Here is a 22,694-nt window from a genome sequence, read left to right on the forward strand (position 1 = left end):
CAGTGGGATCGCTACCTCGACTACATCGCCGACTACACGCGCGAGGGCCTGCCCGAATCGTCCTCGAAATGCACATTCACCGTGCCCAGCGCGACGGGGCACGACCTGAGCGACGTCACGGGAGCGCTCGCGGCGGCTCCATATCGACTGGCGCCGGGGTACGGGGGCTGGTGGGGCCCGGGGTATCCGGGGAGCTGGTGGCCAACGGGGTCTCAAAGGGCGCCGGCCTCGCCCGCGTCGTCGCCCACCTGGGGGCCGACGTCGCCGATACGATCGCCGTGGGCGACTCGGCCAACGACCTCCCCATGCTCGCCGCGGCTGGCACGTCGATTGCCATGGGTAATGGGACGCCCGAGGCGAAGGCTGCGGCGTCGTGGGTGACGAGCAGGATCGACGAGGACGGGTTGGCGCGGGCCTTCGCCCACGCGGCGCTTATCTAGGCCCGACCATCCCGCCGGGGCGAGAGGACCCCGCTAGCTCGCGGACGTTTTCTTTGCCGGTGCCTTCTTAGCTGCCGTCTTGCGCGTCGTCGTCTTCTTCTTCGTCGCGGTCTTCTTCTTCGTTGTCTTTCGGGTCGTCTTTTTCGCACTCGTGCGCTTCTTGGCCGGTCCCTTGGCACGCTTGTCGGCGAGCAGCTGATAGGCCTCCTCGGGAGTGACCTCTTCGGGGGACGTCGAGCGCGGGACGGTGACATTCGTCGTGCCGTCGGTGATGTAGGGGCCGAAGCGGCCGTCTTTGATGACAACGGGTTTCTCGGACGCCGGATCTACCCCCAGCTCGCGCAGTGGAGGCTTCGCGGCCGCGCGCCCGCGCCGCTTCGGTTGAGCAAACAAGGCCAGGGCCTCATCCAGAGTGATCGACAAAATCTGGTCTTCGCTCTCCAACGAGCGCGAATCCTTGCTCGTCCCGTCGGTCTTGGTGATGTAGGGGCCGTACCGGCCGTTCAGCGCGGTAATCATCTGCCCCGACTCGGGATCGACGCCGACCTCTCGCGGCAGCGACAGTAGGGTCAGGGCGTCGTCGAGCGTGACCGTCGCCAGATCCATCGACGCGAACAGCGAGGCCGTGCGTGGCTTAGCGGCTTTCTTCTTCTTTGTCGCGCCGGTGTCGTCTGCGGCTTCGGGCAGCACCTCGGTGACGTAGGGACCGAAGCGGCCGGTCTTGGCGATGATCGTGTTCCCGCTGACCGGGTCGACGCCCAGTTCACGGCCGTCTTGGGCGGCCTGCTCGAAGGCCTGCGCGATCGTCTCATCGGTGAGCTGGTCAGGGGCGAGATCGTCGGGGACGTTCGCGCGTTTGCCGTCGGCATCTTCCAGGTAGGGGCCGTAGCGACCAACCCGCAGCGAGACCGTGTCGGTGAGCGCAATCGTGTTCACGGCGCGCGCGTCAATGTCGCCCAGCCCGGTGACGAGGCCTTCCAGACCCGGTCGGTCCTCGCCCTCTCCGCGCCAAAAGCCGTTCAGCCAGGCGACGCGGTCTTCTTCGCCCGCGGCGATGCGGTCGAGGTCGCGTTCCATCGACGCGGTGAAGTCGTAGTCAACGAGGGTGCCGAGATTGTCTTCGAGCAGCCGGGTCACCGAGAATGCCAGCCACGACGGCACGAGTGCTTGACCGCGCCGGTGGACGTAGCCGCGATCAATGATGACGCTGATCGTCGCCGCGTACGTTGACGGACGCCCGATCCCACGTTCCTCCATGGCCTTGACCAGCGAGGCCTCGGTGTAGCGCGGCGGCGGTGTCGTCGTGTGCTCGGTGTTCTCCTCGTCAACGCCGGTGCACGTGAGCGCCTGGGCTTCACTCAGGTGGGGCAGGCGCCCGTCCTGCTCGCCGCCCGCGTAGCGCGACGCGTCGCGTCCCTCCTCGTATGCGGCGAGGAAGCCGCGCGAGGTGATGACCGTCCCCGATGCCGTGAATTCCAGGGTGCGCGATCCCGCCAGGCCGTGATCGCCCTCGGCGAGCGTTGCCGTACCCTGCACGCGCACCGTGTCCGTCGTCCCGCGCGCATCCTCCATCTGCGAGGCGACCGTGCGTTTCCAGATGAGGTCGTAGAGGGCCAGCTCCTGCCCGCGCAGTCGAGACGCCACCTCGGCGGGAGCGCGGAAGTGCGTCCCCGCGGGGCGGATCGCCTCGTGAGCCTCCTGTGCGCCCTTGGCCTTCTTCCCATAGACGCGGGGGCGCTCGGGCACCGCCTCGGCACCGTAGAGCTCCTTCGCCTGGGCGCGTGCCGCGCGAATAGCCTCGCCAGACAGCGCGGTCGAGTCGGTACGCATGTAGGTGATGAACCCGTTTTCGTATAGCGTTTGCGCCAGCCGCATTGTGTCACGTGAGGACAGCTTGAGTTTGCGCCCGGCCTCCTGTTGCAGGGTCGAGGTCGTAAACGGCGCCGCGGGAGAGCGGCGGTAGGGCTTGGACTCGATCGCGGCGACCTCGTAGCTTCCCGCGGGAACCGCGGCGATGAGGGCCTCGGCGAGGCTGCGATCCATGATGCGAACAGAGGCCGAGCGGGCCTTGAGGGCGCCGTCGTCGCCGAAATCGCGGCCCGTCGCGAAACGCTGCCCGTCGAGGGTGTGGAGCTTGGCATCAAACGCGGTGCCGGCATCTGGGGCGAACGTCGCCGTCAAGTCGTGATAGGTCGCCGGGACGAACGCCATGCGCTCGCGTTCGCGCTCGACGACGAGGCGGGTCGCGACCGACTGGACGCGCCCGGCGCTGAGCCCCCGCCGGACCTTGCGCCACAGCAGCGGGGAGACCTCGTAGCCGACGAGGCGGTCGAGAATGCGGCGGGTCTCTTGAGCGTCGACGAGGTTGGTGTCGACCTCGCGAGTGTTTTCCAGGGCCTGGGCGATGGCCTCGCGGGTGATCTCGTGAAAGACCATGCGCTTTACCGGCACCTTCGGTTTGAGAACCTGGAGCAGGTGCCAGGCGATCGCCTCACCCTCGCGGTCCTCATCTGTTGCCAGATAGAGCTCATCGGCGTTGCGCAGGGCGGCGCGCAGCTCCGAGACGGTCTTCTTCTTGTCGGGGTTGACGACATAGTAGGGGTCGAACCCCTCGTCGACGTTGACGGCGAAGCGGCCGTAGGGCCCCTTCTTCATCGTGGCCGGCAGGTCCGAGGGCTGCGGCAGGTCGCGAACGTGCCCGACCGAGGCCTTGACCGTGTAATCGGGTCCCAAATATGTCCCGATTGTTCGGGCCTTGGCGGGGGACTCGACGATCACGAGCTTGGTGGCAGACACGGGTTCCTCTTCCCTGAAACGGTGAGCAGGCCTTGCGGGCGCGGCGCCCAAAGCGCCTTCAATCTAGCAAAGCTCGCCGGTTATCGGTGATGGCAGGCGCGTGCGCGTTGATAACACCGCGCTGAGCGGCGGCATCGAGGCGCGTGGCCCGGTACCTGTGCGAGCGGTTGGCGTTCGTCCACCGTGGAAACCTCGCGTGTGATGAACGCCACAACGGGTGGCGCGGTGGGGCGCGGCACGAGCGGCTGGGTGTGAAAAAGTCATGAGAGGGCGGGCCTCCCGGGCTAAAACTGACCGCACTTACCAAAGATTATAAATTTATCCGCGCGGTAGGTGCGGTCAGAATGGCACTTTCGACCGGATCCACGCCAAAAAGTCACGCATAATAGAGGCAGCTGGTTCGACATAGATGTCTTCCGACTGCACAGCGCGCCGATCGTGGCCAACGCGATCACGGTAGCGCTCTCGAACCACCCTAGTGGCGGCACTCGCCGTGCTGATCGATGTCCGGCACGGCGTCGAGTTGGGTTCTTGAAGGGACGCAGGGATCCAAGCCCCCACCCCGTTTCGACAGGGTGGGGGTCCGCCGCCGCCACCGCTGAGCAGCCCCGCTAGGGTAGAGGCGTGAACGCATCCGCCACCTCGCCCTCCCACCCGCGTGGACGCGGTGTCTTCATCTGTTTCGAGGGCGGTGAGGCCTGCGGCAAGACCACCCAGATCGCAATGCTCGACCGGCGCCTGCGCGCGATCGGCATCGACGCGGTCCTCACCCGCGAACCCGGCGGAACCCGTTTGGGAGCCAGCCTGCGACGCGAACTCCTCCACGCCGAGGACGTCTCGGCCCGCGCCGAGGCACTGCTGTATGCCGCCGACCGCGCCCACCACGTCGCCACCGTCATCACCCCCGCACTCGAGGCCGGACGCGTCGTCATCTCCGATCGCTACGAAGACTCCTCAATCGCCTATCAGGGCGTTGCACGCGGCCTGGGCCAGACCGTGGCCGAGCTGTCGGCCTGGGCCAGCGGCGGCCTCGTTCCCGACGTGACGATTCTCCTCGACGCCGATCCCCAGATTGCCCACCGGCGCCGCGAGGGCGCAGGCGACCGACTCGAAGCCGAACCCCTCGCCTTTCACCAGGCCGTGCGCCGCGGCTTCCTCGATCGCGCCGAGCAGGCCCCCGAGCGCTACCTTGTCCTCGATGCCTGTGCCGACCGCGACAGCCTCGCCGAAGCCGTCTGGCAGCGCATCGCCCCACTCGTGAGCGGAGAACGCCCGTGACTACCGTGTGGAGCGACGTCGTCGACCAGCCCGACGCGGTCACCGCCTTCCGTAGCGCCGCCGAGGACGCCCGTGGCATCGTCGCCGGCCGCGCCCCGCTCGGCCACATGACACACGCCTGGCTCATCACCGGTCCGCCCGGCTCGGGGCGCTCCACCGCCGCGCGCGCCTTCGCCGCCGCGCTCCAATGCGACGCGCAACCTCCCGGCTGCGGCCACTGCACCGGATGCCGAACCGCGCTCGCGGGCAGCCACGCCGACGTCACCCTGGTCGCCACCGAGCGCGTCATCATCTCGATCGCCGAGGTTGCCGGACTCGTCACCGAGGCGCAACAGGCCCCCAGCCAGGGCCGATGGCGCGTCATCGTCGTCGAAGACGCCGATCGCATGGTCGAACAGACCTCGAATCTGCTCCTCAAAGCAATTGAGGAGCCCCCGCCGCGAACGGTGTGGTTGCTGTGCACACCTTCGGCTGCCGACGTCTTGCCGACCATCCGCTCGCGCTGTCGCCACGTTAACCTGCGCGTGCCCGCCGTCAGCGAGGTGGCCGATCTCATCGTGCGCCGCGACGGAGTCGATCGCGACACGGCGATGGCGGCCGCCGCCATGGCTCAAAGCCATATCGGCCTAGCCCGCCACCTCGCGACATCGGAGGAGGCACGCGCCCGCCGGCGCCGTCTCATCACCCGCCCCGCCACCGTGCGATCCGTCTCGGATGCCGTCATCGTTGCCGACGACCTCGTGACGACGGCAAAAGACGACGCGCGCGAGGCCAATGAGCGGCGCAGCGCCGAGGAAAAGACGGAACTGCTGCGGATGCTCGGCTACACCGAGGCCACCCGAATGCCCGCGCACGTGCGCTCCCAGGTGCGCGCCCTCGAACAGAACCAGGAACGCCGCGCGACCCGACTCCAGCGCGACGCCCTCGACCGCACCCTCATCGACTTGTTGTCGCTCTACCGCGACGTCTACGTCACCCAGACGGGTGCCGGCGTGGACCTGGTCAACGTCGACCTCGTCGACCTCGTCCACTCCCTGGCGGAGGAATCGACGCCGCAACTGACGGTCTTTCGTCTCGACGCCATCGCTGCGGCCCGACGTCGCCTCGCCCATAACGTCACCCCTCTGCTGGTCATGGAGGCGATGACGATCGCCCTGCGCCCCCAACAAGGAGCCGAAAGGAGGGGCCGATGAGGTCTCGCTACCGTCGCGCGTGCGCCGTCATCGCCACGCTCGCCTGCCTGGCCGGCATCACGGCCTGTCACCACGAGGCGTCCGGCCCCGTCAACACCCTTGACGGTACAGCGCGCGTCCCCGAGGGGTTGGAGAGCTTCTACGCCCAAACCGTCACCTGGCACTCCTGCGATCACGACACCACGACCGCCACGGCCAGGTGCGGCGTCATCCACGTCCCCCTCGACTACGCCAACCCGAGCGGGGAGACCATCGACATTGCCCTGCTGCGCATCCCCGCCACCGGCACGGCCCGCGGCAGCCTGTTCGTCAACCCCGGCGGTCCTGGCTCCTCGGGCGTGACATTCGCCGATCAGCTCGCCGACTCACTGCCCGACCGCATTCGCGACAACTTCGACATCATCGGCTTCGACCCGCGCGGCGTCGGACACTCCACCGCCATCACGTGCGTCGAACCGGCGCAACTCGACGCGTTCCTCGACGGCACGCTCAATCTGCCCGCCTCCGACCCCGCCTGGCACACCGCCGACAACGTCATCGCCACGGTCGGCGACGCCGCGGGGAAGAGCGGCCGCGACGACGCTGCCGCCTACGCGTGGCTGGGCCAGGCCTGTAGCGCCTCTTCCGGCGACCTCCTCGCCCACGTCGACACCCGCTCGGCTGCACGCGACCTCGACATCGCCCGCGCCACCGTCGGTGACGACAAACTCAGCTACCTCGGCTACTCCTATGGCACCTACCTGGGCGTGACCTACATCGACCTCTTCCCCGACAACGTCGGCCGCATCGCCCTCGACGGCGTGCTGGGTGCCGGAATGAGCATGGACGAGGTCGCCCTCGCCCAAGGCGCAGGCATGGAAGCCTCCCTGCGCCACTTCGTCGACTTCTGCCTGGCGGGCCGCTCATGCCCGCTCACTGGCGACACCGAGACGGCAACCCGGAGCATTCTCGACTTCGTCGACTCCCTATCTGAGACCCCGCTGAAGACGTCAACCCCGAAGCGGCCCCTCACGTCTGTCACAGCGGTCACGGGAATCATCGGCTCGCTCTACGCCGAAGCCAGCTACCCCGCCCTGCGCGAGGCCCTGCGCCAGGCGATGACACAGCACGACGGCACCCAGCTGCAACGCCTCGCCGACCACTACACCGATCGCAACGCCGACGGCACCTTCGGCTCAAACAGCAACGAAGCCTTCGTCGCCATCAACATGCTCGACTATCCCATCGACGGCGACGCCACCAGCTGGCACACCTGGATGCAACAGGCCGCCTCCGAAGCTCCCCTGCTCGTCGACTCCTCCGGAGTCAGCGCGACTACGCAGCTCGCCTGGCCGACCCGCTCCGCTACCACGCGCACATGGGTCACCGGCAAGGGCGCGCAACCCGCGCTCCTCATCTCCTCCCTCCACGACCCCGCCACCCCCCACGACATGGCCGTGCGCACCCACGAGCACCTCATCGGCTCCCGGCTGATTACCCTCGACAGCTGGGACCACACGAGCCTCAACGCCGGCTCATCGTGCGTCACCGACATCCTCGTCAACTACCTCGTCGACGGGGCCGTCCCCGCCGAGAAGGACATCACATGCGACTAACGCGTGACCTCGCCGCCCTCGCGGCCGGCGCCTGCCTGGGGGGATGGGCACGCGCCGGTCTCGACCTCGCCCTATCGAGCTACCTCGGGGCGCTCGCGGTCTCGACGATCATCGTCAACCTCGGGGGCGCCTTCGTTCTGGGGGTGCTCACCGGCTGGGTGCGGCTGCACCACCTTGACGGGCGGTGGCGGCTGGCGCTGGGGACGGGATTTTGTGGCGCGTTGACGACGTACTCGTCGCTCATGCTCGTGCTTGCCGGTCCGTTGCCGGTGTGGGGAGCCATCGAGGTTGTCGTCCTCTTGGGCGTGGGCGTCGGCGTCGCCTGGGGTGGGGTCGTTCTCGGTTCGCGCTGGGCGAGGGTGTGCAATGACTCCGCTGCTGTATGTGCTTATCGGTCCGGCGGCGGCAGCCGGCGCGATTGTTCGCTACGGCATCGATCGCGCGATCACCGCGCGGACCCAGAGGTTTGGGCTCGGAATCGTCGTGACGAACGTTCTCGCGTGCTTCCTCATGGGGCTGACTTGGCAGGCGTGGGCCGGGCACGGGGCGGCTTGGGCGCTGATCGCGACGGGGTTCCTCGGGGGAATGTCGACGTTTTCCACCGCCGTTCTCGATGCGGCGGTGGAGATCCGTTCTCGTCCGCGCATCTCGCTTGCTCTCATTGCGCTGGGCCTCGCCGCCTGCATCGGCGCGTTCGTCGCCGGCGCCTGGCTGATGCGCGGTTAAACGCGTCGGCCCCCTGTCGACGACCCGCCCCACGCGGGGCGGGGTCCCACGCGTTTGTGGGCCGTATAGGGGCCCCACGCGCGGCCGGATGTGAATGCCGCAGCGCGACACGGTAGAATGGGCCGAGCGTAAGCGCGTGCGAGGTGAGCCGCGCCGATCGGCTAATGAAGAAGGAGCGCCCTGCGTGGCAAACGAACAGGCAAACGGCAGTCAGCACGAATACGGCGCCAGTGACATCACGGTCCTCGAAGGCCTCGAAGCCGTCCGCATGCGCCCCGGCATGTACATCGGTTCCACGGGTGAGCGCGGTCTTCACCACCTCGTCTACGAGGTCGTCGATAACGCTGTTGACGAGGCCCTGGCCGGCTACTGCGACCACGTTCGCGTCGTGCTGCGCGCCGACGGCGGGGTCTCGGTCGAGGACAACGGCCGCGGTATTCCCGTCGACATTCACCCCACCGAGGGCAAGCCGACGGTCGAGGTCGTCATGACGATTCTTCACGCCGGCGGCAAGTTCGGCGGCGGCGGCTACGCCGTTTCCGGTGGTCTGCACGGCGTCGGTGTCTCGGTCGTCAACGCGCTGTCGCGACGCATGGATACGACGGTGAAGCGCCAGGGATACGTGTGGCGTCAATCGTTTGGCAACGGGGGCGCTGCGCTGACCAGCCTCGAACGCGGCGAAGAGACGAGCGAGACCGGGACGCTCCAGGTGTTCTATCCCGATCCCGATATTTTCGAGACCGTCGAGTTCTCGTTTGAAACCCTGCGCCAGCGCTTCCAGCAGATGGCGTTCCTCAACAAGGGGCTTCGCGTCACCCTCACCGACGAGCGTCCCGACGCAATCGACGCCGGCGACGAGGTGACGGGCGACGAGGGCGGCCCCGATGACGATCCCGTCAAAGGCCACCGCGAGGTCTCGTACTGTTACGACAACGGTCTGCGCGACTACGTCAACTTCATCAACGGCACGAAGAAGGCCGAGCTCGTCAATGCCGAGGTCATCGACTTCGAGGCCGAGGCCGACGACGCCTCGCTGTCGCTGGAAATCGCCATGCAGTGGACCGGAGCCTATTCCGAATCGGTCTACACCTACGCGAACACGATCAACACGACCGAGGGTGGGACTCACGAAGAAGGCTTCCGCTCGGCCCTGACGACGCTGGTCAACAAGTACGCGCGCGACCACAACCTGCTCAAGGACAAGGATCCCAACCTCACGGGCGACGACATCCGCGAGGGGCTGACGGCGGTCATCTCGGTCAAGCTCACCGAGCCGCAATTTGAGGGGCAGACGAAGACCAAGCTCGGTAACACCGAGGCGCGCACGTTCGTCCAGCAGCAGGTCTACCAGCGCTTCGGCGACTGGCTGGATGCGCATCCCGCCGATGCCAAAGCCATCATCCAGAAGTCGCAGCAAGCGGCCGCCGCGCGCATGGCCGCCCGCAAGGCCCGCGAGGCGACGCGCCGCAAGTCGGCGCTGGAATCCGCGGCCATGCCCGGCAAGCTGCGTGACTGCTCCTCGCGCGACGCCTCGCAGTGCGAGATCTTCCTCGTCGAGGGCGACTCGGCCGGCGGTTCGGCGGTGCTCGGGCGCGACCCGGCTCACCAGGCGATCCTGCCGCTGCGCGGCAAGATCCTCAACGTCGAGAAGGCCCGCCTGGATCGGGCGCTGTCGAGCAAAGAGATCCAGGCCATCATCACGGCATTCGGCACGGGTATCGGTGCCGACTTCGATGTCGCGAAGTTGCGCTACCACACGATCGTCCTCATGGCCGATGCCGACGTGGATGGGCAGCACATCACGACGCTGCTGCTGACCCTCATGTTCCGCTATACGAAGCCGCTGATCGAGGCCGGTCACGTGTTCTTGGCGACGCCGCCGCTGTACCGCATCAAGTGGTCGAACGCCGAGCACCAGTTCGCCTATTCCGACCGCGAACGCAACGAATTGTTGGAGGCCGGTCGCGAAGCCGGATGGCGCCTGCCCAAGGACGCCGGCATTCAGCGCTACAAGGGTCTGGGCGAGATGAACGCCCAGGAGCTGTGGGACACGACGATGGATCCCTCGACCCGCCTGCTGCGGCAGGTAAGCATCGAGGAGGCGGCGACGGCCGACGAGGTGTTCTCGACCCTCATGGGAGACGACGTCGAGTCGCGGCGCGAGTTCATCCAGCGCAATGCCCAGGACGTCCGGTTCCTCGATATCTGATCGAGTAAGTGGGAAAGAGACGAGGAAGTAGAGCGAAGTGAGCGAACAGGATTCTTCGACGACGATGGGGTCTCCCGCGAAGGGCTCGGTCGATCGGGTCAATCTCGAATCGGAGATGCAGCGGTCGTATCTCGACTACGCGATGAGCGTGATCGTCGGGCGCGCCCTGCCCGACGTGCGCGACGGCATGAAGCCGGTTCACCGCCGCATCATCTACGCGATGTACGACGGGGGGTACCGCCCGAACGGCGGCTTCCACAAGTCGATGCACGTCGTCGGCGCGGTGCTGGGGAACTACCACCCCCACGGCGACTCGGCGGTCTACGACGCGCTTGCCCGCATGGTGCAGGACTGGTCGCTGCGCTACCCCCTCATCTCGGGACAGGGCAACTTCGGCTCGGCCGGTAACCTGGGCCCGGCGGCGCCGCGTTACACCGAGTGCAAGATGGCGCCGTTGTCGATGGAGATGGTTCGCGACATCGACGAGGACACCGTCGATTTCATGGACAACTACGACGGTCGTGCCCAAGAACCCGTCGTTCTGCCTGCCCGTTTCCCGCAGCTGCTGGTGAACGGCTCGGAAGGCATCGCCGTCGGCATGGCGACGCGGATCGCCCCGCACAACCTCGGCGAGGTATGCCGTGGCATCCGCTGGTACCTGGAGGATCCCGATCGTCCGCGCGAGGAGGTCCTCGAGGGTCTCATCGCGCGCATTCCCGGCCCCGACTTCCCGACCGGCGCGACGATTCTCGGGCGCAAGGGGATCGAGGACACCTATCGCACGGGTCGCGGCTCGATCGTCCAGCGCGCAATCGTCGAGATCGAAGAGATCCACGGGCGCAACTGCCTCGTCATCACCGAGCTGCCCTACCAGGTCAACCCGGACAATCTGCTGGCGAAGATCGCCCAGCTCGTCAAGGACGGCCAGATTCAGGGCATCGCCGACATGCGCGATGAGACGTCCTCGCGTTCGGGACAGCGCATTGTCATCGTCCTCAAGCGCGACGCCGTGCCGAAGGTCGTCCTCAACAACCTGTACAAGCGCACGCAGTTGCAGGATTCGTTCCCGGCGAACATGCTCGCCCTCGTCGACGGGGTGCCGCGCACGCTGTCGCTTGACGGCTTCGTTCGCCACTGGGTGAACCACCAGCTCGAGGTCATCCGTCGCCGCACCCAGTTCCGGCTGGCGAAGGCACGCGAGCGGATGCACATCCTTGAGGGCTACCTCAAGGCCCTCGACGCTCTGGACGAAGTCATCGCGCTGATTCGGCGCTCGCCGACGGTGGAAGAGGCCCGCGCCGGGCTCATGGAGCTGCTGGGGGTCGACCAGGTTCAGGCCGACGCGATCCTCGCCCTACAGCTGCGCCGACTGGCCGCGCTGGAACGCCAGAAGATCGTCGACGAACACAGCGAGCTGGCGGCACGGATCGCCGACCTGGAAGACATCCTTGCCACCCCGGCGCGCCAGCGCGCGATCATCTCCGACGACCTCGCCGAAATCGCCGAGAAGTACGGCGACGAGCGGCGCACGACGATTGTTCCCTTCAGCGGCGAAATGTCGATGGAGGACTTCATTCCGCGCGAGGACGTCGTCGTGACGATCACGCGTTCGGGCTACGTCAAGCGCACGAAGCTCGACCTGTATCGTTCGCAAAAGCGCGGAGGCAAGGGGATTCGCGGCGCCCAGCTGCGCGACGACGATATCGTCGAGCACTTCTTCACGACGACGACGCACGACTGGCTGGCGTTCTTCACGAACAAGGGCCGGGTCTACCGCGCCAAGGCGTACGAGGTTCCCGAGGGCGGGCGCGATTCCAAGGGCCAGCACGTGGCGAACCTGCTGGCGTTCCAGCCGGACGAGCACATCGCGCAGGTCATGACGCTCTCGGACTATGCCGAGCACGACTATCTCGTGTTGGCCACCCGCGCGGGTCTCATCAAGAAAACGCGGTTGAGCGAGTACGACTCCAACCGTTCGGGCGGCATCATCGCGATCAACCTTCGCGAGGACGACGAGGGCAACCTCGACGAGCTGGTCTCGGCGGTCCTCGTCAACGAGGACGACCACCTCATGCTCGTCTCGCGCAAGGGGCAGTCGCTGCACTGCCCAGCATCGAGCGACGTCATCCGCGCGACCGGGCGAGCGACGTCCGGCGTCACGGGCATGCGGTTCCGTCCCGGCGACGAGCTGCTGGCCATGGTCGTCGCCCACCCCGGTGAAGATCTGCTCGTCGTCACCGAGGGCGGCTACGCCAAGCGCACCCCGGTAGGCGAATACCGCGTTCAGGGGCGCGGCGGTTTGGGCATCAAGGTCGCCAACCTCGTCGAGGCCCGCGGCGACCTCGTCGGTGCGCTCATGGTCGACGATTCGACCGAGGTGCTGACGATCATGCGCTCGGGCAAGGTCCAGCGCTCTCAGGCGTCCGAGGTCTCGGTGACCGGGCGGACGACGCAGGGCGTCATCTTCACCCGGCCCGACGAGGGCGACGCGGTCATTTCCGTCGCGCTCAACGCCGATCGCGACAGCGACGGTGAGGCCGAGGGCGACACTCAGGCGGCCGTTAGCTCCGGCGAGGGCGCGGACGCAGTAGCGTCTGAGGAGAACACGCAGACCGAAACGGAAGGGACCGGCGAATGAGCGAGTCCACCGAGTCCACGACGAGCGACGAGACGACCCCGTCGCCCCAGGACACCGCGGTAACCGAGACGTCGACGGAATCGGCGGAGGCCGCTAGCGCCGGCGCACAGGAGGTGCCGACGACGGCAACCGGTGACGCTGCATTGCCCACCGCGGATGCCGAGTCCGCTCATTCGGACGATGCGGAGGTGTCGGCCTATCGGCCCCGCCAGATCCGGCTCATGGTGACGCGTGTCGATCCGTGGTCGGTCATGAAGGTCGCCTTCCTCCTCTCCGTGGCTGCCGGTCTGGCGCTGATCCTTGCGACGCTGCTCGTGTGGATGATGCTCAACATGATGCACGTGTTTTCCTCGATCGAGCAGTTCATCAACTCGATCGACTCCACGGGCATGGTCGCCGAACTCGTCGACTTCCTCCGGCTGCCGCGCGCGCTCGCCCTGTCGACGGTCGTCGCGGTCGCCAATGTCGTCCTGTTGACGGCGCTGGCGACGGTGTGCGCGCTGTTGTACAACCGCGTCGCGGCCCTCGTTGGTGGCGTCGGGCTCGTGTTGCAGGACGATTAGGAGAACGTGTCACGCACATCACCCGCTCGCACCGCGGTCGAGTTTGATCGGGCGGGGTGGCGTGGGTTAGAGTTTTCATCGTGCTTCGGCACGGAGGGCCTATAGCTCAGTTGGTTAGAGCGCAGTCCTGATAAGACTGAGGTCGCTGGTTCGAGCCCAGCTAGGCCCACTGACTGTTTCGCGAGGATCAGAGGCTGGTCGGATGAAGCGCATCGTATTTTTCCTGGTTACGGCGGTGGCTGCCGTCGTCGCGGGATCGATTGCCCACGACCTCTCCACCTCGCCAGCGCGCTGGCACCGCCTCGATGCGGATGCCTCGGCCGCAGCAGTCTGACGGGGGCTATGGCGCAGCTGGTAGCGCATCTGCTTTGCAAGCAGAGGGTCGTCGGTTCGAGTCCGACTAGCTCCACTGCATATGTGCCGCGTTGAATCGCGCAGTGAGTGAGCGTCAGCTCAGAACCGATTCGTATCGGTAATCTAATCTCCGGGGAGAGAAAGCTGCTCTTTTTCTTCCACCGAATGAAGCACAGCTAGCGCATTCTCGAAGGCTTGGATGCAATCGACCCCGATTACGTCAAACTCGTAGTCAACCGCGGTCCCCGTTAGGGCGATGTGTGCCGAACACTCCGACGGACCGGCGATGTTCGTGTTATCTCCAAGGGAGATCGAGAGCTCGATGCGATCTCCGTTGGGGCCGATATACGTTCGATGAAACATAGTGATGCCTCTTATGGGTCACGGGAATTTATGACGTCACTCATCCTGCCGTTGCGACATGGACTATGCGGAAGAGCTGGATGAGGACTCTCCTGTGAGTCACGTTATCGCCAGACGTGCTTCTCGGCATATCTCTAAGAGGGCAGGGCAGTGTCGCGGGTATCCCTTAGGCTTGGGGCATGGCAGTTCGCGACGATCATCATGGGCGTCCCCAGCGGGATTCCAAACGAAAGGGCCCGGTTAAGGGCTCTGGCGGCAAGGGCCGACGCGCCCTGGCGGGCCGCGGCAACGTGCCGAAGGCAGAAGATCGCCCCTATCACGCCGCTTATCGCGCCAAGAAGCGTCGCGAACGCGTCGAGTCGACGCAGGCCGCGCAGGAACAAGCCCGCTCCAAGCGCCAAACCGTGAAAGTTCGCGACGGCTACGAGCTCATCGCCGGGCGCAACCCCGTCGTTGAGGCGGCGGCCTCGGGTATGCCGATTGCGCGCGTCTACCTTGCCGGCAACCTCGCGACGGACGAGCGCCTGTCGCAGGTCATTGCCGCGGCGACGGCGCAGGGAGCGCCCGTCCTCGAGGTGCCCCGTTCCGACCTCGACCGCGCCACCGATGGTGCCGTCCATCAGGGCGTCGCCATTGAGGTCGAGGAGTACCACTACTGCGATCTCGACGACTTGTTCGACCATGCGTCGCGACGCAGCGGTCGCCCCCTCATCGTCATGCTCGACGGCGTGACCGATCCGCACAACCTCGGCGCCATTGTCCGCTCGGCAGGCGCTTTTGGCGCCGACGGCGTCGTCATTCCCAAGCGGCGTTCGGCCTCGATGAACGTCACGGCATGGAAGGCCTCGGCCGGCGCCGCCGCGCGCGTTCCTATCGCCCGCGTCCCCAACCTCGTCGCGGCGATGAAGACGTGCCAGGCGCGCGGCTGTTTCGCGATCGGACTCGACGCCGCAGGTACCACGGGTGTGGCCGCATCCGGCCTGGCGGACGGCCCCCTCGTCCTCGTCACGGGCGCTGAGGGTGACGGCCTGTCGCGACTCACCCGCGACACGTGCGACGTGCTCGCCTCGATCCCCATCACGTCGGCCGTCGAATCGCTCAACGCCTCGGTCGCGGCCTCGATCGCCCTCTACGACGTCGCCCGGACCCGGCAGGTCGCAGCCGACAATACTTAGCCGCCCGGTGAGGCCCACGTCACGCCTCCTCCTGCTACGCTCGAGACGGAGAATCTCTATCTCAAGATAAGCAGAGGGGAGTGAGGCAATGGAGGCCTTTACCAACCAGGCCACGTCAGGCCAGGCCATCGCCATGATCATCTACTTCGTGGCGATGATCATCATTGGTATCTACGGGTATACGCGAACGAGCGATCTCGACGACTTCATGGTTGGGGGGCGCCAGCTCAACCCCATGGTCGCCGCACTGTCGGCGGGCGCCTCCGACATGTCCGGGTGGCTGCTCATGGGTCTGCCCGGCGCGTTGTACCTCACCGGGTTGGTCGAGGGCTGGATCGCCGTCGGATTGACCGTGGGGGCGTGGATCAACTGGAAGATCACGGCTCCACGTTTGCGCTCCTACTCGGAAATCGCCGGAAACTCCATCACTGTTCCCTCCTTCATGGGGGCGCGCGTCAAGGACCCGACGAAGCTCATTCGCATTGTCGCCGGCCTCATCATCCTCATCTTCTTCACCTTCTACGTTTCCTCGGGCATCGTGTCCGGTGGAACCTTCTTTGAGTCGACGTTCGGCATGGACTACCACGTCGGTATGACGCTGGTTGCCGGCATCGTCATCCTCTACACCCTTGTCGGCGGCTTCCTCGCGGTGTCCTACACCGACGTCGTCCAGGGCCTCATGATGCTCGTCGCCCTCATCGTTGTTCCCGCCGTCGCGCTGGGCAAAGCCGGCGGCATGGGCGAGGTCGTTGCCACCCTCAACTCCGAGGACGACTCGCTGTTTGCCGTCTTCGGGCCCCACGGGCTGACGCTGGCCGGCGCAGTGTCGATCATCTCCGCGCTCGCGTGGGGGTTGGGCTACTTCGGCCAGCCCCACATCATCGTGCGCTTCATGGCACTCAAGGCCCCCAAGCAGGCGCGCGCCGCCCGCCGCATCGGCATCGGCTGGATGGCGCTGTCGGTCATCGGCGCGGGACTGACCGCGCTCGTTGGCCGGGCACTGTCGATCAAGGGATACATCCCCGACCTCACCCATTCGGACAACAACGCGCACGAGACCGTCTTCCTCGTGCTCGGGCAAAAGTTGTTCCCCTCGTTCCTTGCCGGCTTCATGCTCGCCGCGATCCTTGCCGCCATCATGTCGACGGTGTCGTCCCAGCTCATCGTGTCGTCCTCGGCCGTTGTCGAAGACGTCTACAAGGGCCTGAGCTCGCGCGAGCTCGTGGGCAACCAGGGCATCACCATGGGCCGGTTGTCCGTGCTCGCTATTTCCGTCATTGCCGCGATCCTCGCGTGGTTCCGGACCGACTCGATCCTCGGCCTCGTGTCGTTTGCTTGGGCCGGGTTCGGTGCGGCGTTTGGGCCCGTCGTCATCCTGTCGCTGTATTGGCGCCGCCTGACGTGGCAGGGAGCGCTCGCCGGCATGGTCGTCGGCGCGGTCACCGTCGGGGTGTGGGGCAACCTGCCCGACAATGTTCCGTTGCTGTTCCAGGTCTACGAGATCCTGCCGGGATTCCTCTTCAACCTGCTCGCAGCGTGGGCGGTGTCCGCGGCCACGTACAAGCCGAACCCGCAGATCGATGCGGAGTTCGACGAGGCCGTGCGCCTCGCTCGCTGACACTTCGCGATCGTCACGATGGGCCGGCACGGTCTCGCGGAGCTCCCTGGAAAATCCATCGGGATCACCGCGAAAAAAGACGACCGTGTCGGCCCTCAATCAACAGGGGAATTTTCCCGGAGAATACGCGTTAAAGTACCTGGTCGCCTTGGCTTAGCGTGATAGCCTGCAAAGGCGACGGATGGCTATCAAAACTCTCAATCTGCGCGGCGGGTGTGCGCGCGGACGGCGGGCGTGGCTTTCCCAAACAGGAACCGGATGCGGAGTGCGACCAGGGTGGCTCGCGCGTTCCCATGTAACAGCGCCACGGCGCGGAAAGGAACTGTAGCTCATGAGCGCAACAGACTATGGGCGGCTTGAGCAGTTGGCGGTGCGTCGAGCCCGCCAATGGGTCAAGCAATCGCGTCAGTACCCCGACAATCGGGCGGCAAAGCTGCTGGCGGATGTGCTCAAGGATCCCGCGGGTCTGGACTTCACCGTCAGCTTCGTCGACGGCATCATTCGTCCCGAGGATCAGCGCATCGCCGCGCGGACGTTGCAGCAGCTGGCTTCGCGAGATATTGGCTTTATTCCGTGGTATTTGCGCACTCCCTTCAAGCTCGGCGGGGCGGTTGCTCCGTTTGCTCCCCACCTCGTCATGCCGCTGGTCAAGCGCACGTTCGCCATGCTCGTTGGCGACCTCGTCGTCGACGTGACGGACGAGAAGCTGGGGCCGGCAATCGCACGCTTGAAGCAGGGGGGCGCTCGCCTCAACATGAACCTGCTGGGTGAAGCCGTCCTCGGTGACGACGAAGCCGACAAGCGCCTCTCAGACACGATGCAGCTGCTCAAGCGCGACGACGTCGACTACGTGTCGCTGAAGGTCTCTGCCGTCACCGGGCCGCACCAGCCGTGGGCGTACGACGATGTTGTCCAGCGTGCGGTTGATTCCCTGTTGCCGCTTTACCACGAGGCTGCTCGCTACGATCCGCCCAAATTCATCAACCTGGATATGGAGGAATACAAAGACCTCCATATGACCATTGATGTATTTACCCGGATTTTGTCTCAGCCAGGCCTGCATGAATTGCCTGCGGGAATCGTCTTGCAAACCTATTTGCCCGATGCGCTTCCGGCAATGCAGCAGTTGCAGGAATGGGCGCGCGGACGCGTCGAGGCCGGCGGTGCCCCCATCAAGGTTCGCGTCGTCAAGGGTGCCAACCTCGCGATGGAGACCGTCGAGGCCGACATGCACGGGTGGCCGCTGACGACCGAAGCGTCAAAGCAGGATACCGACACGAACTACGTGACGGTTCTCGACTGGGCCCTGACGAAGGAGCGGACGAAGAACATCCGCATCGGCGTCGCCGGCATGAACCTGTTCACCGTGGCCTTCGCCTACGAACTCGCCCACGAGCGCGGGGTCTTGGAAAACGGTGGAGTGGAGTTCGAGATGCTCTCGGGCATGGCTGCACCCCAGGCGCGAGCCGTCGCCGAGGACACCGGACACCTGCTGTTCTACGTCCCCGTGGTTGACCCGGCCCACTACGACGTCGCGATCGCCTACCTCGTGCGCCGCCTCGAGGAAAATTCCTCGCCGCAGAACTTCATGTCGAACATCTTCGATCTCAGCGACGAAGAGGTCATCGCCAAGGAGCAGGAGCGCTTCCGTCGCGCCTATCAGCGCATGGGCGAGCTCCCGGTGGGGCCGCGCCGCACCCAGAACCGCCTGACCGAGTCCGACGAGCAGATCGCGGCGCCCGTGCGCACGGCGTCGGGGGAGTGGACGTTCGACAACACCCCCGATTCCGACCCGGCGCTGCCGGCCAACCAGGAGTGGGCGCGGCGCATCACCTCGCGCATCGCCACCTCCTCGCTGGGACGCGAGACCGCGGCGGCCTCGCGAATTTCCGACGGCGAGCGCCTTGACGACCTCGTCACCCAGACCGCGAAGGCGGGCGACGCGTGGGCCGCAAAGCCGGCTCGTGAGCGCGCCGAAATCCTCCACCGCGCGGGCGTTGAGCTGGGCAAGCGGCGCGGCGACCTCATGGAGATCGCCGCCCACGAGTGCGGCAAGACCCTGGACCAGGGCGACGTTGAGGTCTCCGAGGCCATCGACTTCTGCCACTACTACGCCGAACAGGCCAAGGACATCGAGGCGGTCGAGGGCGCAACCTTCGTGCCGTCGCGCGTCTCGGTGGCCACCCCGCCGTGGAACTTCCCCATCGCGATCCCGTGCGGCACGTGCGTGTCGCTGCTCGCCTCCGGCTCTGCCGTCATCTTCAAGCCGGCCGCGGCATCCGCGCGCGTCGGTGCGGTGCTTGCCGAATGCCTGTGGGCCGCGGGGGTGCCGAAGGAGGTCCTGCGCTACATCCAGGTCGGCGAACGCGAACTCGGTCAGCGCCTCATGACGCACCCCGAGGTCGATCGCGTCGTCCTCACCGGCGGCATCGACACGGCCAAGCTGTTCCGCTCGTGGAAGCCGGACATGCGCCTGCTCGCCGAGACCTCGGGCAAGAACTCGATTATCGTCACACCGTCGGCTGACCTCGACTTGGCCGTGAAGGACGTCGTCAATTCGGCGTTCGGCCACGCCGGTCAGAAGTGCTCGGCCTCGTCGCTGGCGATCCTCGTCGGCTCCGTCGGCTACTCGAAGCGCTTCCACACCCAGTTGGTCGACGCCGTCAAGTCGCTCGTCATCGACTACCCGACGAACCCGCTAGCCGAGATCGGCCCGTTGACGACGCCGGCATCGGGCAAGCTGCTGCGCGGACTGACGACGCTCGGGTCGGGCGAGCGCTGGACGATCAAGCCGCGCCAGCTCGACACGACGGGCCGGCTGTGGAGCCCCGGCGTGCGCGCGGGCGTCAAGCCGGGATCGGAATACCACATGGTCGAGTACTTCGGCCCGATCCTCGGCATCATGCGCTGCGACACGCTCGAGGAAGCCATCGAGTGGCAAAACGCCACGGACTACGGCCTGACCGCGGGCCTGCACTCGCTCGACGCCGACGAAATCAACTACTGGCTTGAGCGCGTCGAGGCCGGCAACGTCTACATCAACCGCGGGATCACCGGTGCCATTGTTCGCCGTCAGCCCTTCGGCGGGTGGAAGCGCTCGGCCGTCGGCGCGGGCGGAAAGGCCGGTGGCCCCAACTACCTGGCGGGGCTCGGCGAGTGGCAGCCCGCAGAGCCGTCGCGCCCGAACGGCGAGGTCGTCTTGCGCTCGCGCATCCTCCTCGACGCCCGCAAGGTCGCCGAACGCTTCACCGACGCCTCCATCCGCGAGGCGGCGCTGGCGTCGCTGCGCTCCGATCAGCAGGCGCTCGATCGCGAGTTTGGGGTCACGCACGATCCGTCGGGTCTGCCGTGCGAGAAGAACGTGTTGCGGTACTTCCCGCTGCCCGTGACCATCCGCGTCGCCGACGACCAGGTGGGCGAGGGCGACGGGCTGGGCGAGAAGGCCCTGGCCGATCTCCTCCACGTGGTCGCGGCTGGCCGCTCCGTCGGCTCCGACCTCACCGTCTCGGTGCCGCGTCCCCTCGACGGCGACATGGCGCAGTTCTTGCGGCTCCACCACGTCGAGGTGCGCGTCGATACCGATGCGCAGTTCGCCGAGCACCTCAATGAGTGGGTCAACGAGGCCGGGCTGGACGGGCGCATTCGCCTCATCGGCGGCTCCCACGCCGAGGTCGCACAGGCCGTCGACGGCTCCGTCGATGTCGCTATCTGGTCGCATCCGGTGACGTATTCGGGGTACGTCGAGATGCTGCCGTTTGTTCACGAGCAGGCGGTCAGCTTCACGAACCACCGTTTCGGTAACCGGACGCCGTTGTCCGACACCGTCGAGATCTAATTCTCGCTCTCTCAACGCCGCGGGTACCCACGATGGTGCCCGCGGCGTTGTCGTCTCATTTTCGGTAACGGGAGTAGTTCGCAATAGGCGTCGGTTTCTGCTACGGTGAGCCGGTCGGTTGATACTGGTTATCGATTGCGGGAGGAGCCGGCATGGCGAGAGGATGTCTGCGCAAGCTGGGACGCATGTGCGCGGCTGGAGTGGCGGTGGGAGCCGTCGCCATCGGCACGATCGGATCGGCGGCCACGCCGAGCGTCGCCGCCGATCCGCAGTGCGAGGGAATTACCGTCATCGAATCCGGGCATGTTGACGCCTTCAAGGCGACGGCCGCATCGGGGAGCGTCACCCTGGAACTGGGATGGGATAACTCCGGCGATTCCCGCACGCGCTACGAACCCGGCCACACCGTCATCGACGTTCCGCAAGCGGCATGGGCCGACAACGCGAAGGCCGTCATCGGGCACCCGGCCTACGTGCTGCCGCAGGTCCAAGAGGCCAACATCCCGTGGGTGGGCTGGGACCTCATGGAGCTGGCCCAGGGCAAATTCCGCAGTGCCGACATCGTCCTCGACGAGGTGTCGGGGCCCGGTGCGCTGCGCCTGTTTATCGGCGGCAATTTGGGAGAAGCTCCGCGACCCCTGGCCAAGGGGAAAGCCGCCGACGACTACGTCGTGCGCGGCGGGGACCGCCTCGTCGACGGGCCGCCGCTGACGCACAAGCACTTCTACTGGGCCTTCGACAAGGCCGGCATCTACACGGTGAGCGCCCACATCGAGGCCCACGGCGATGCCGGCACGACCTCGTCGGCGCGCCAGTCCTACACCTTCGCTGTCGGGGGCCACACCGGTGAAGCCTGCCAGGTCGCGAAGGGCGAAAAGGCCCCGTCGTCTACCCCCGAAGCGGGAGACACCACACCGCCGCCAGCCGAGCACATCACGGCTAACACCGCGCCTGCTCACCCGGACGAGACGCCCGCAGGCGCGCCGGCAACCTCACCTGCTCCCGCGGGCGCGGGTCAGGCTGCCCCGGCCCCGGCGGCTCCGGCGGCCTCGACCGAGGTATGCCTGCCCAAGGAGGTCACGCGCAAGGTCTCGGCTGAGGAGGCTGAGAAGCACCGCGGCGGCGGGTCAGCATCGCGCATCGCGGTCTTTGAGTCGGGCAACCTCGGCACGGTTGTCGGCAACGTCTGGTTCACCAAAGTGGGAGATACTCACCAGCTGCCGTTGCACACCCACGTGCACCCCAACTGGATCTTTCCCGCCGCCGGAACCTATCGGGTGACGCTATCCCAAAGCGTGCCGCTGAAGAACGGCCAGGTCGTTTCGGGAAAGACGACGTTGACCTTCATCGCCGGCGGCAGCGGCACCGCTAACGACGGACACTTCGACCTGGGGGCCGAACTGCGCGGGAACACGCTCCAGCCGATGCTCAAGGACGACCGCAAGTCCCCGCCGACGTGGGTCAACCCCGAATCCGTGACGTTCGGCGTCGGCGAGGCAGGAAAGACCGCGGTGCCCGCTCAGCTCGGTACGCTCGGGATCTCCGGCACCGTCTACATGATCGGATCGACCCAGAAGGCCGGCGTGCCGTGGGTGGGGGCGAACACGCAGAACGAATCGCTTCTGGCCCAAGCTGCCGGACCCGTGACGTGGAAGCTCGAGGACGTCCAGGGACCCGCCGGTGCTGCTGGCGCTGGCGGTGCCCGGGTGACGAAGAACGCCGATGGCACCTACACCCTCACCGAGATCGCCGGGCGCACCCCGTCGGGTCAGCCGTGCACCCTTCACGGCGGTCTGGCCTCAACCGGCGCTAGCCCGCTCACCCCCGCGATCGCCCTCTTCGGCGTGGCACTGATCCTGGCCGGCTTCGGCGGACTCGCCCTGCGCGCTCAGCTGCGGGCACGAAAGTAGT

At 66.5% G+C, this 22,694-nt stretch carries 14 protein-coding genes, 2 tRNA genes and 1 pseudogene; 16 read left to right on the plus strand and 1 reads right to left on the minus strand.

Going from position 1 to position 22,694, the window contains the following annotated elements; genetic code table 11:
- Positions 1–68: 68 nt before the first annotated feature.
- A complete protein-coding gene (locus H8R18_RS09810) occupies positions 69–440 on the plus strand; it encodes an HAD hydrolase family protein (RefSeq protein ID WP_194189402.1) in 372 nt (123 codons plus the stop codon).
- A 33-nt stretch (positions 441–473) separates the two neighbouring features.
- On the opposite strand, the gene topA is transcribed toward H8R18_RS09810, so the two are convergent.
- A complete protein-coding gene (gene topA / locus H8R18_RS00165) occupies positions 474–3,236 on the minus strand; it encodes a type I DNA topoisomerase (RefSeq protein WP_191071695.1) in 2,763 nt (920 codons plus the stop codon).
- A gap of 624 nt (positions 3,237–3,860) precedes the next feature.
- Here topA and tmk point away from each other — a divergent pair.
- The 15 genes and pseudogenes from tmk to H8R18_RS00235 all read left to right on the plus strand — a co-directional run bounded on the left by tmk (position 3,861) and on the right by H8R18_RS00235 (position 22,693).
- Positions 3,861–4,514: a dTMP kinase gene (tmk, locus tag H8R18_RS00170; RefSeq protein ID WP_191071696.1), complete on the plus strand. Its 654-nt coding sequence runs from the start codon at positions 3,861–3,863 to the stop codon at positions 4,512–4,514.
- Positions 4,511–5,707 (plus strand): DNA polymerase III subunit delta', encoded by a 1,197-nt coding sequence (locus H8R18_RS00175; RefSeq protein WP_191071697.1) that lies wholly within the window; start codon positions 4,511–4,513, stop codon positions 5,705–5,707. The genes tmk and H8R18_RS00175 overlap by 4 nt, the downstream gene beginning before the upstream one ends.
- Positions 5,704–7,302: an alpha/beta hydrolase gene (locus tag H8R18_RS00180; protein ID WP_191071698.1), complete on the plus strand. Its 1,599-nt coding sequence runs from the start codon at positions 5,704–5,706 to the stop codon at positions 7,300–7,302. The genes H8R18_RS00175 and H8R18_RS00180 overlap by 4 nt, the downstream gene beginning before the upstream one ends.
- A pseudogene (locus H8R18_RS09815) lies at positions 7,293–7,622 on the plus strand (FluC/FEX family fluoride channel); the annotation flags it as partial. The gene H8R18_RS00180 and the pseudogene H8R18_RS09815, both read left to right, overlap by 10 nt.
- A 46-nt stretch (positions 7,623–7,668) precedes the next feature.
- Positions 7,669–8,028, plus strand: a complete 360-nt coding sequence (locus H8R18_RS00190; protein WP_191071700.1) for a fluoride efflux transporter FluC — start codon at positions 7,669–7,671, stop codon at positions 8,026–8,028.
- Positions 8,029–8,212: 184 nt separating this feature from the next.
- Positions 8,213–10,237, plus strand: coding sequence for a DNA topoisomerase (ATP-hydrolyzing) subunit B (gyrB, locus tag H8R18_RS00195; RefSeq protein WP_227712818.1), 2,025 nt, complete (start codon positions 8,213–8,215; stop codon positions 10,235–10,237).
- Positions 10,238–10,301: 64 nt separating this feature from the next.
- Positions 10,302–12,875: a DNA gyrase subunit A gene (gene gyrA, locus H8R18_RS00200; protein WP_191072004.1), complete on the plus strand. Its 2,574-nt coding sequence runs from the start codon at positions 10,302–10,304 to the stop codon at positions 12,873–12,875.
- Entirely contained in the window at positions 12,872–13,438 is a 567-nt protein-coding gene (locus H8R18_RS00205) for a DUF3566 domain-containing protein (RefSeq protein WP_191071702.1), read from the plus strand. Before gyrA ends, H8R18_RS00205 begins: the two co-directional genes overlap by 4 nt.
- A gap of 95 nt (positions 13,439–13,533) precedes the next feature.
- Positions 13,534–13,607: transfer RNA gene (locus H8R18_RS00210), tRNA-Ile, on the plus strand.
- Between the two features lie 33 nt (positions 13,608–13,640).
- Complete coding sequence (locus H8R18_RS09425; RefSeq protein ID WP_263406228.1) at positions 13,641–13,772, plus strand: hypothetical protein; 132 nt, start codon at positions 13,641–13,643, stop codon at positions 13,770–13,772.
- Positions 13,773–13,774: 2 nt separating this feature from the next.
- A tRNA-Ala gene (locus H8R18_RS00215) sits at positions 13,775–13,847 on the plus strand.
- A gap of 487 nt (positions 13,848–14,334) precedes the next feature.
- The gene (gene rlmB, locus H8R18_RS00220; protein ID WP_191071703.1) at positions 14,335–15,330 is read left to right on the plus strand and encodes a 23S rRNA (guanosine(2251)-2'-O)-methyltransferase RlmB; all 996 of its coding nucleotides are present in this window, start codon (positions 14,335–14,337) and stop codon (positions 15,328–15,330) included.
- 88 nt (positions 15,331–15,418) lie between these two features.
- Positions 15,419–16,948: a sodium/proline symporter PutP gene (putP, locus tag H8R18_RS00225; protein WP_191071704.1), complete on the plus strand. Its 1,530-nt coding sequence runs from the start codon at positions 15,419–15,421 to the stop codon at positions 16,946–16,948.
- A 331-nt stretch (positions 16,949–17,279) separates the two neighbouring features.
- Positions 17,280–20,783 (plus strand): bifunctional proline dehydrogenase/L-glutamate gamma-semialdehyde dehydrogenase, encoded by a 3,504-nt coding sequence (locus H8R18_RS00230; protein ID WP_191071705.1) that lies wholly within the window; start codon positions 17,280–17,282, stop codon positions 20,781–20,783.
- A 152-nt stretch (positions 20,784–20,935) separates the two neighbouring features.
- Positions 20,936–22,693, plus strand: a complete 1,758-nt coding sequence (locus tag H8R18_RS00235) for a choice-of-anchor M domain-containing protein (RefSeq protein WP_191071706.1) — start codon at positions 20,936–20,938, stop codon at positions 22,691–22,693.
- The last annotated feature ends 1 nt before the right edge of the window (position 22,694 follow it).

Source organism: Nanchangia anserum (assembly GCF_015240065.1).
Taxonomy (GTDB): Bacteria; Actinomycetota; Actinomycetes; order Actinomycetales; family Actinomycetaceae; genus Nanchangia; species Nanchangia anserum.

Bases quoted from the DNA above. Each gene is read 5' to 3' on its own strand.
- H8R18_RS09810 (WP_194189402.1), top strand. From the start codon at position 69: ATGCACATTCACCGTGCCCAGCGCGACGGGGCACGACCTGAGCGACGT.
- H8R18_RS00180 (WP_191071698.1), top strand. From the start codon at position 5,704: ATGAGGTCTCGCTACCGTCGCGCGTGCGCCGTCATCGCCACGCTCGCC.
- H8R18_RS00190 (WP_191071700.1), top strand. From the start codon at position 7,669: ATGACTCCGCTGCTGTATGTGCTTATCGGTCCGGCGGCGGCAGCCGGC.
- gyrA (WP_191072004.1), top strand. From the start codon at position 10,302: ATGGGGTCTCCCGCGAAGGGCTCGGTCGATCGGGTCAATCTCGAATCG.
- H8R18_RS00205 (WP_191071702.1), top strand. From the start codon at position 12,872: ATGAGCGAGTCCACCGAGTCCACGACGAGCGACGAGACGACCCCGTCG.
- H8R18_RS09425 (WP_263406228.1), top strand. From the start codon at position 13,641: ATGAAGCGCATCGTATTTTTCCTGGTTACGGCGGTGGCTGCCGTCGTC.
- rlmB (WP_191071703.1), top strand. From the start codon at position 14,335: ATGGCAGTTCGCGACGATCATCATGGGCGTCCCCAGCGGGATTCCAAA.
- putP (WP_191071704.1), top strand. From the start codon at position 15,419: ATGGAGGCCTTTACCAACCAGGCCACGTCAGGCCAGGCCATCGCCATG.
- H8R18_RS00230 (WP_191071705.1), top strand. From the start codon at position 17,280: ATGAGCGCAACAGACTATGGGCGGCTTGAGCAGTTGGCGGTGCGTCGA.
- H8R18_RS00235 (WP_191071706.1), top strand. From the start codon at position 20,936: ATGGCGAGAGGATGTCTGCGCAAGCTGGGACGCATGTGCGCGGCTGGA.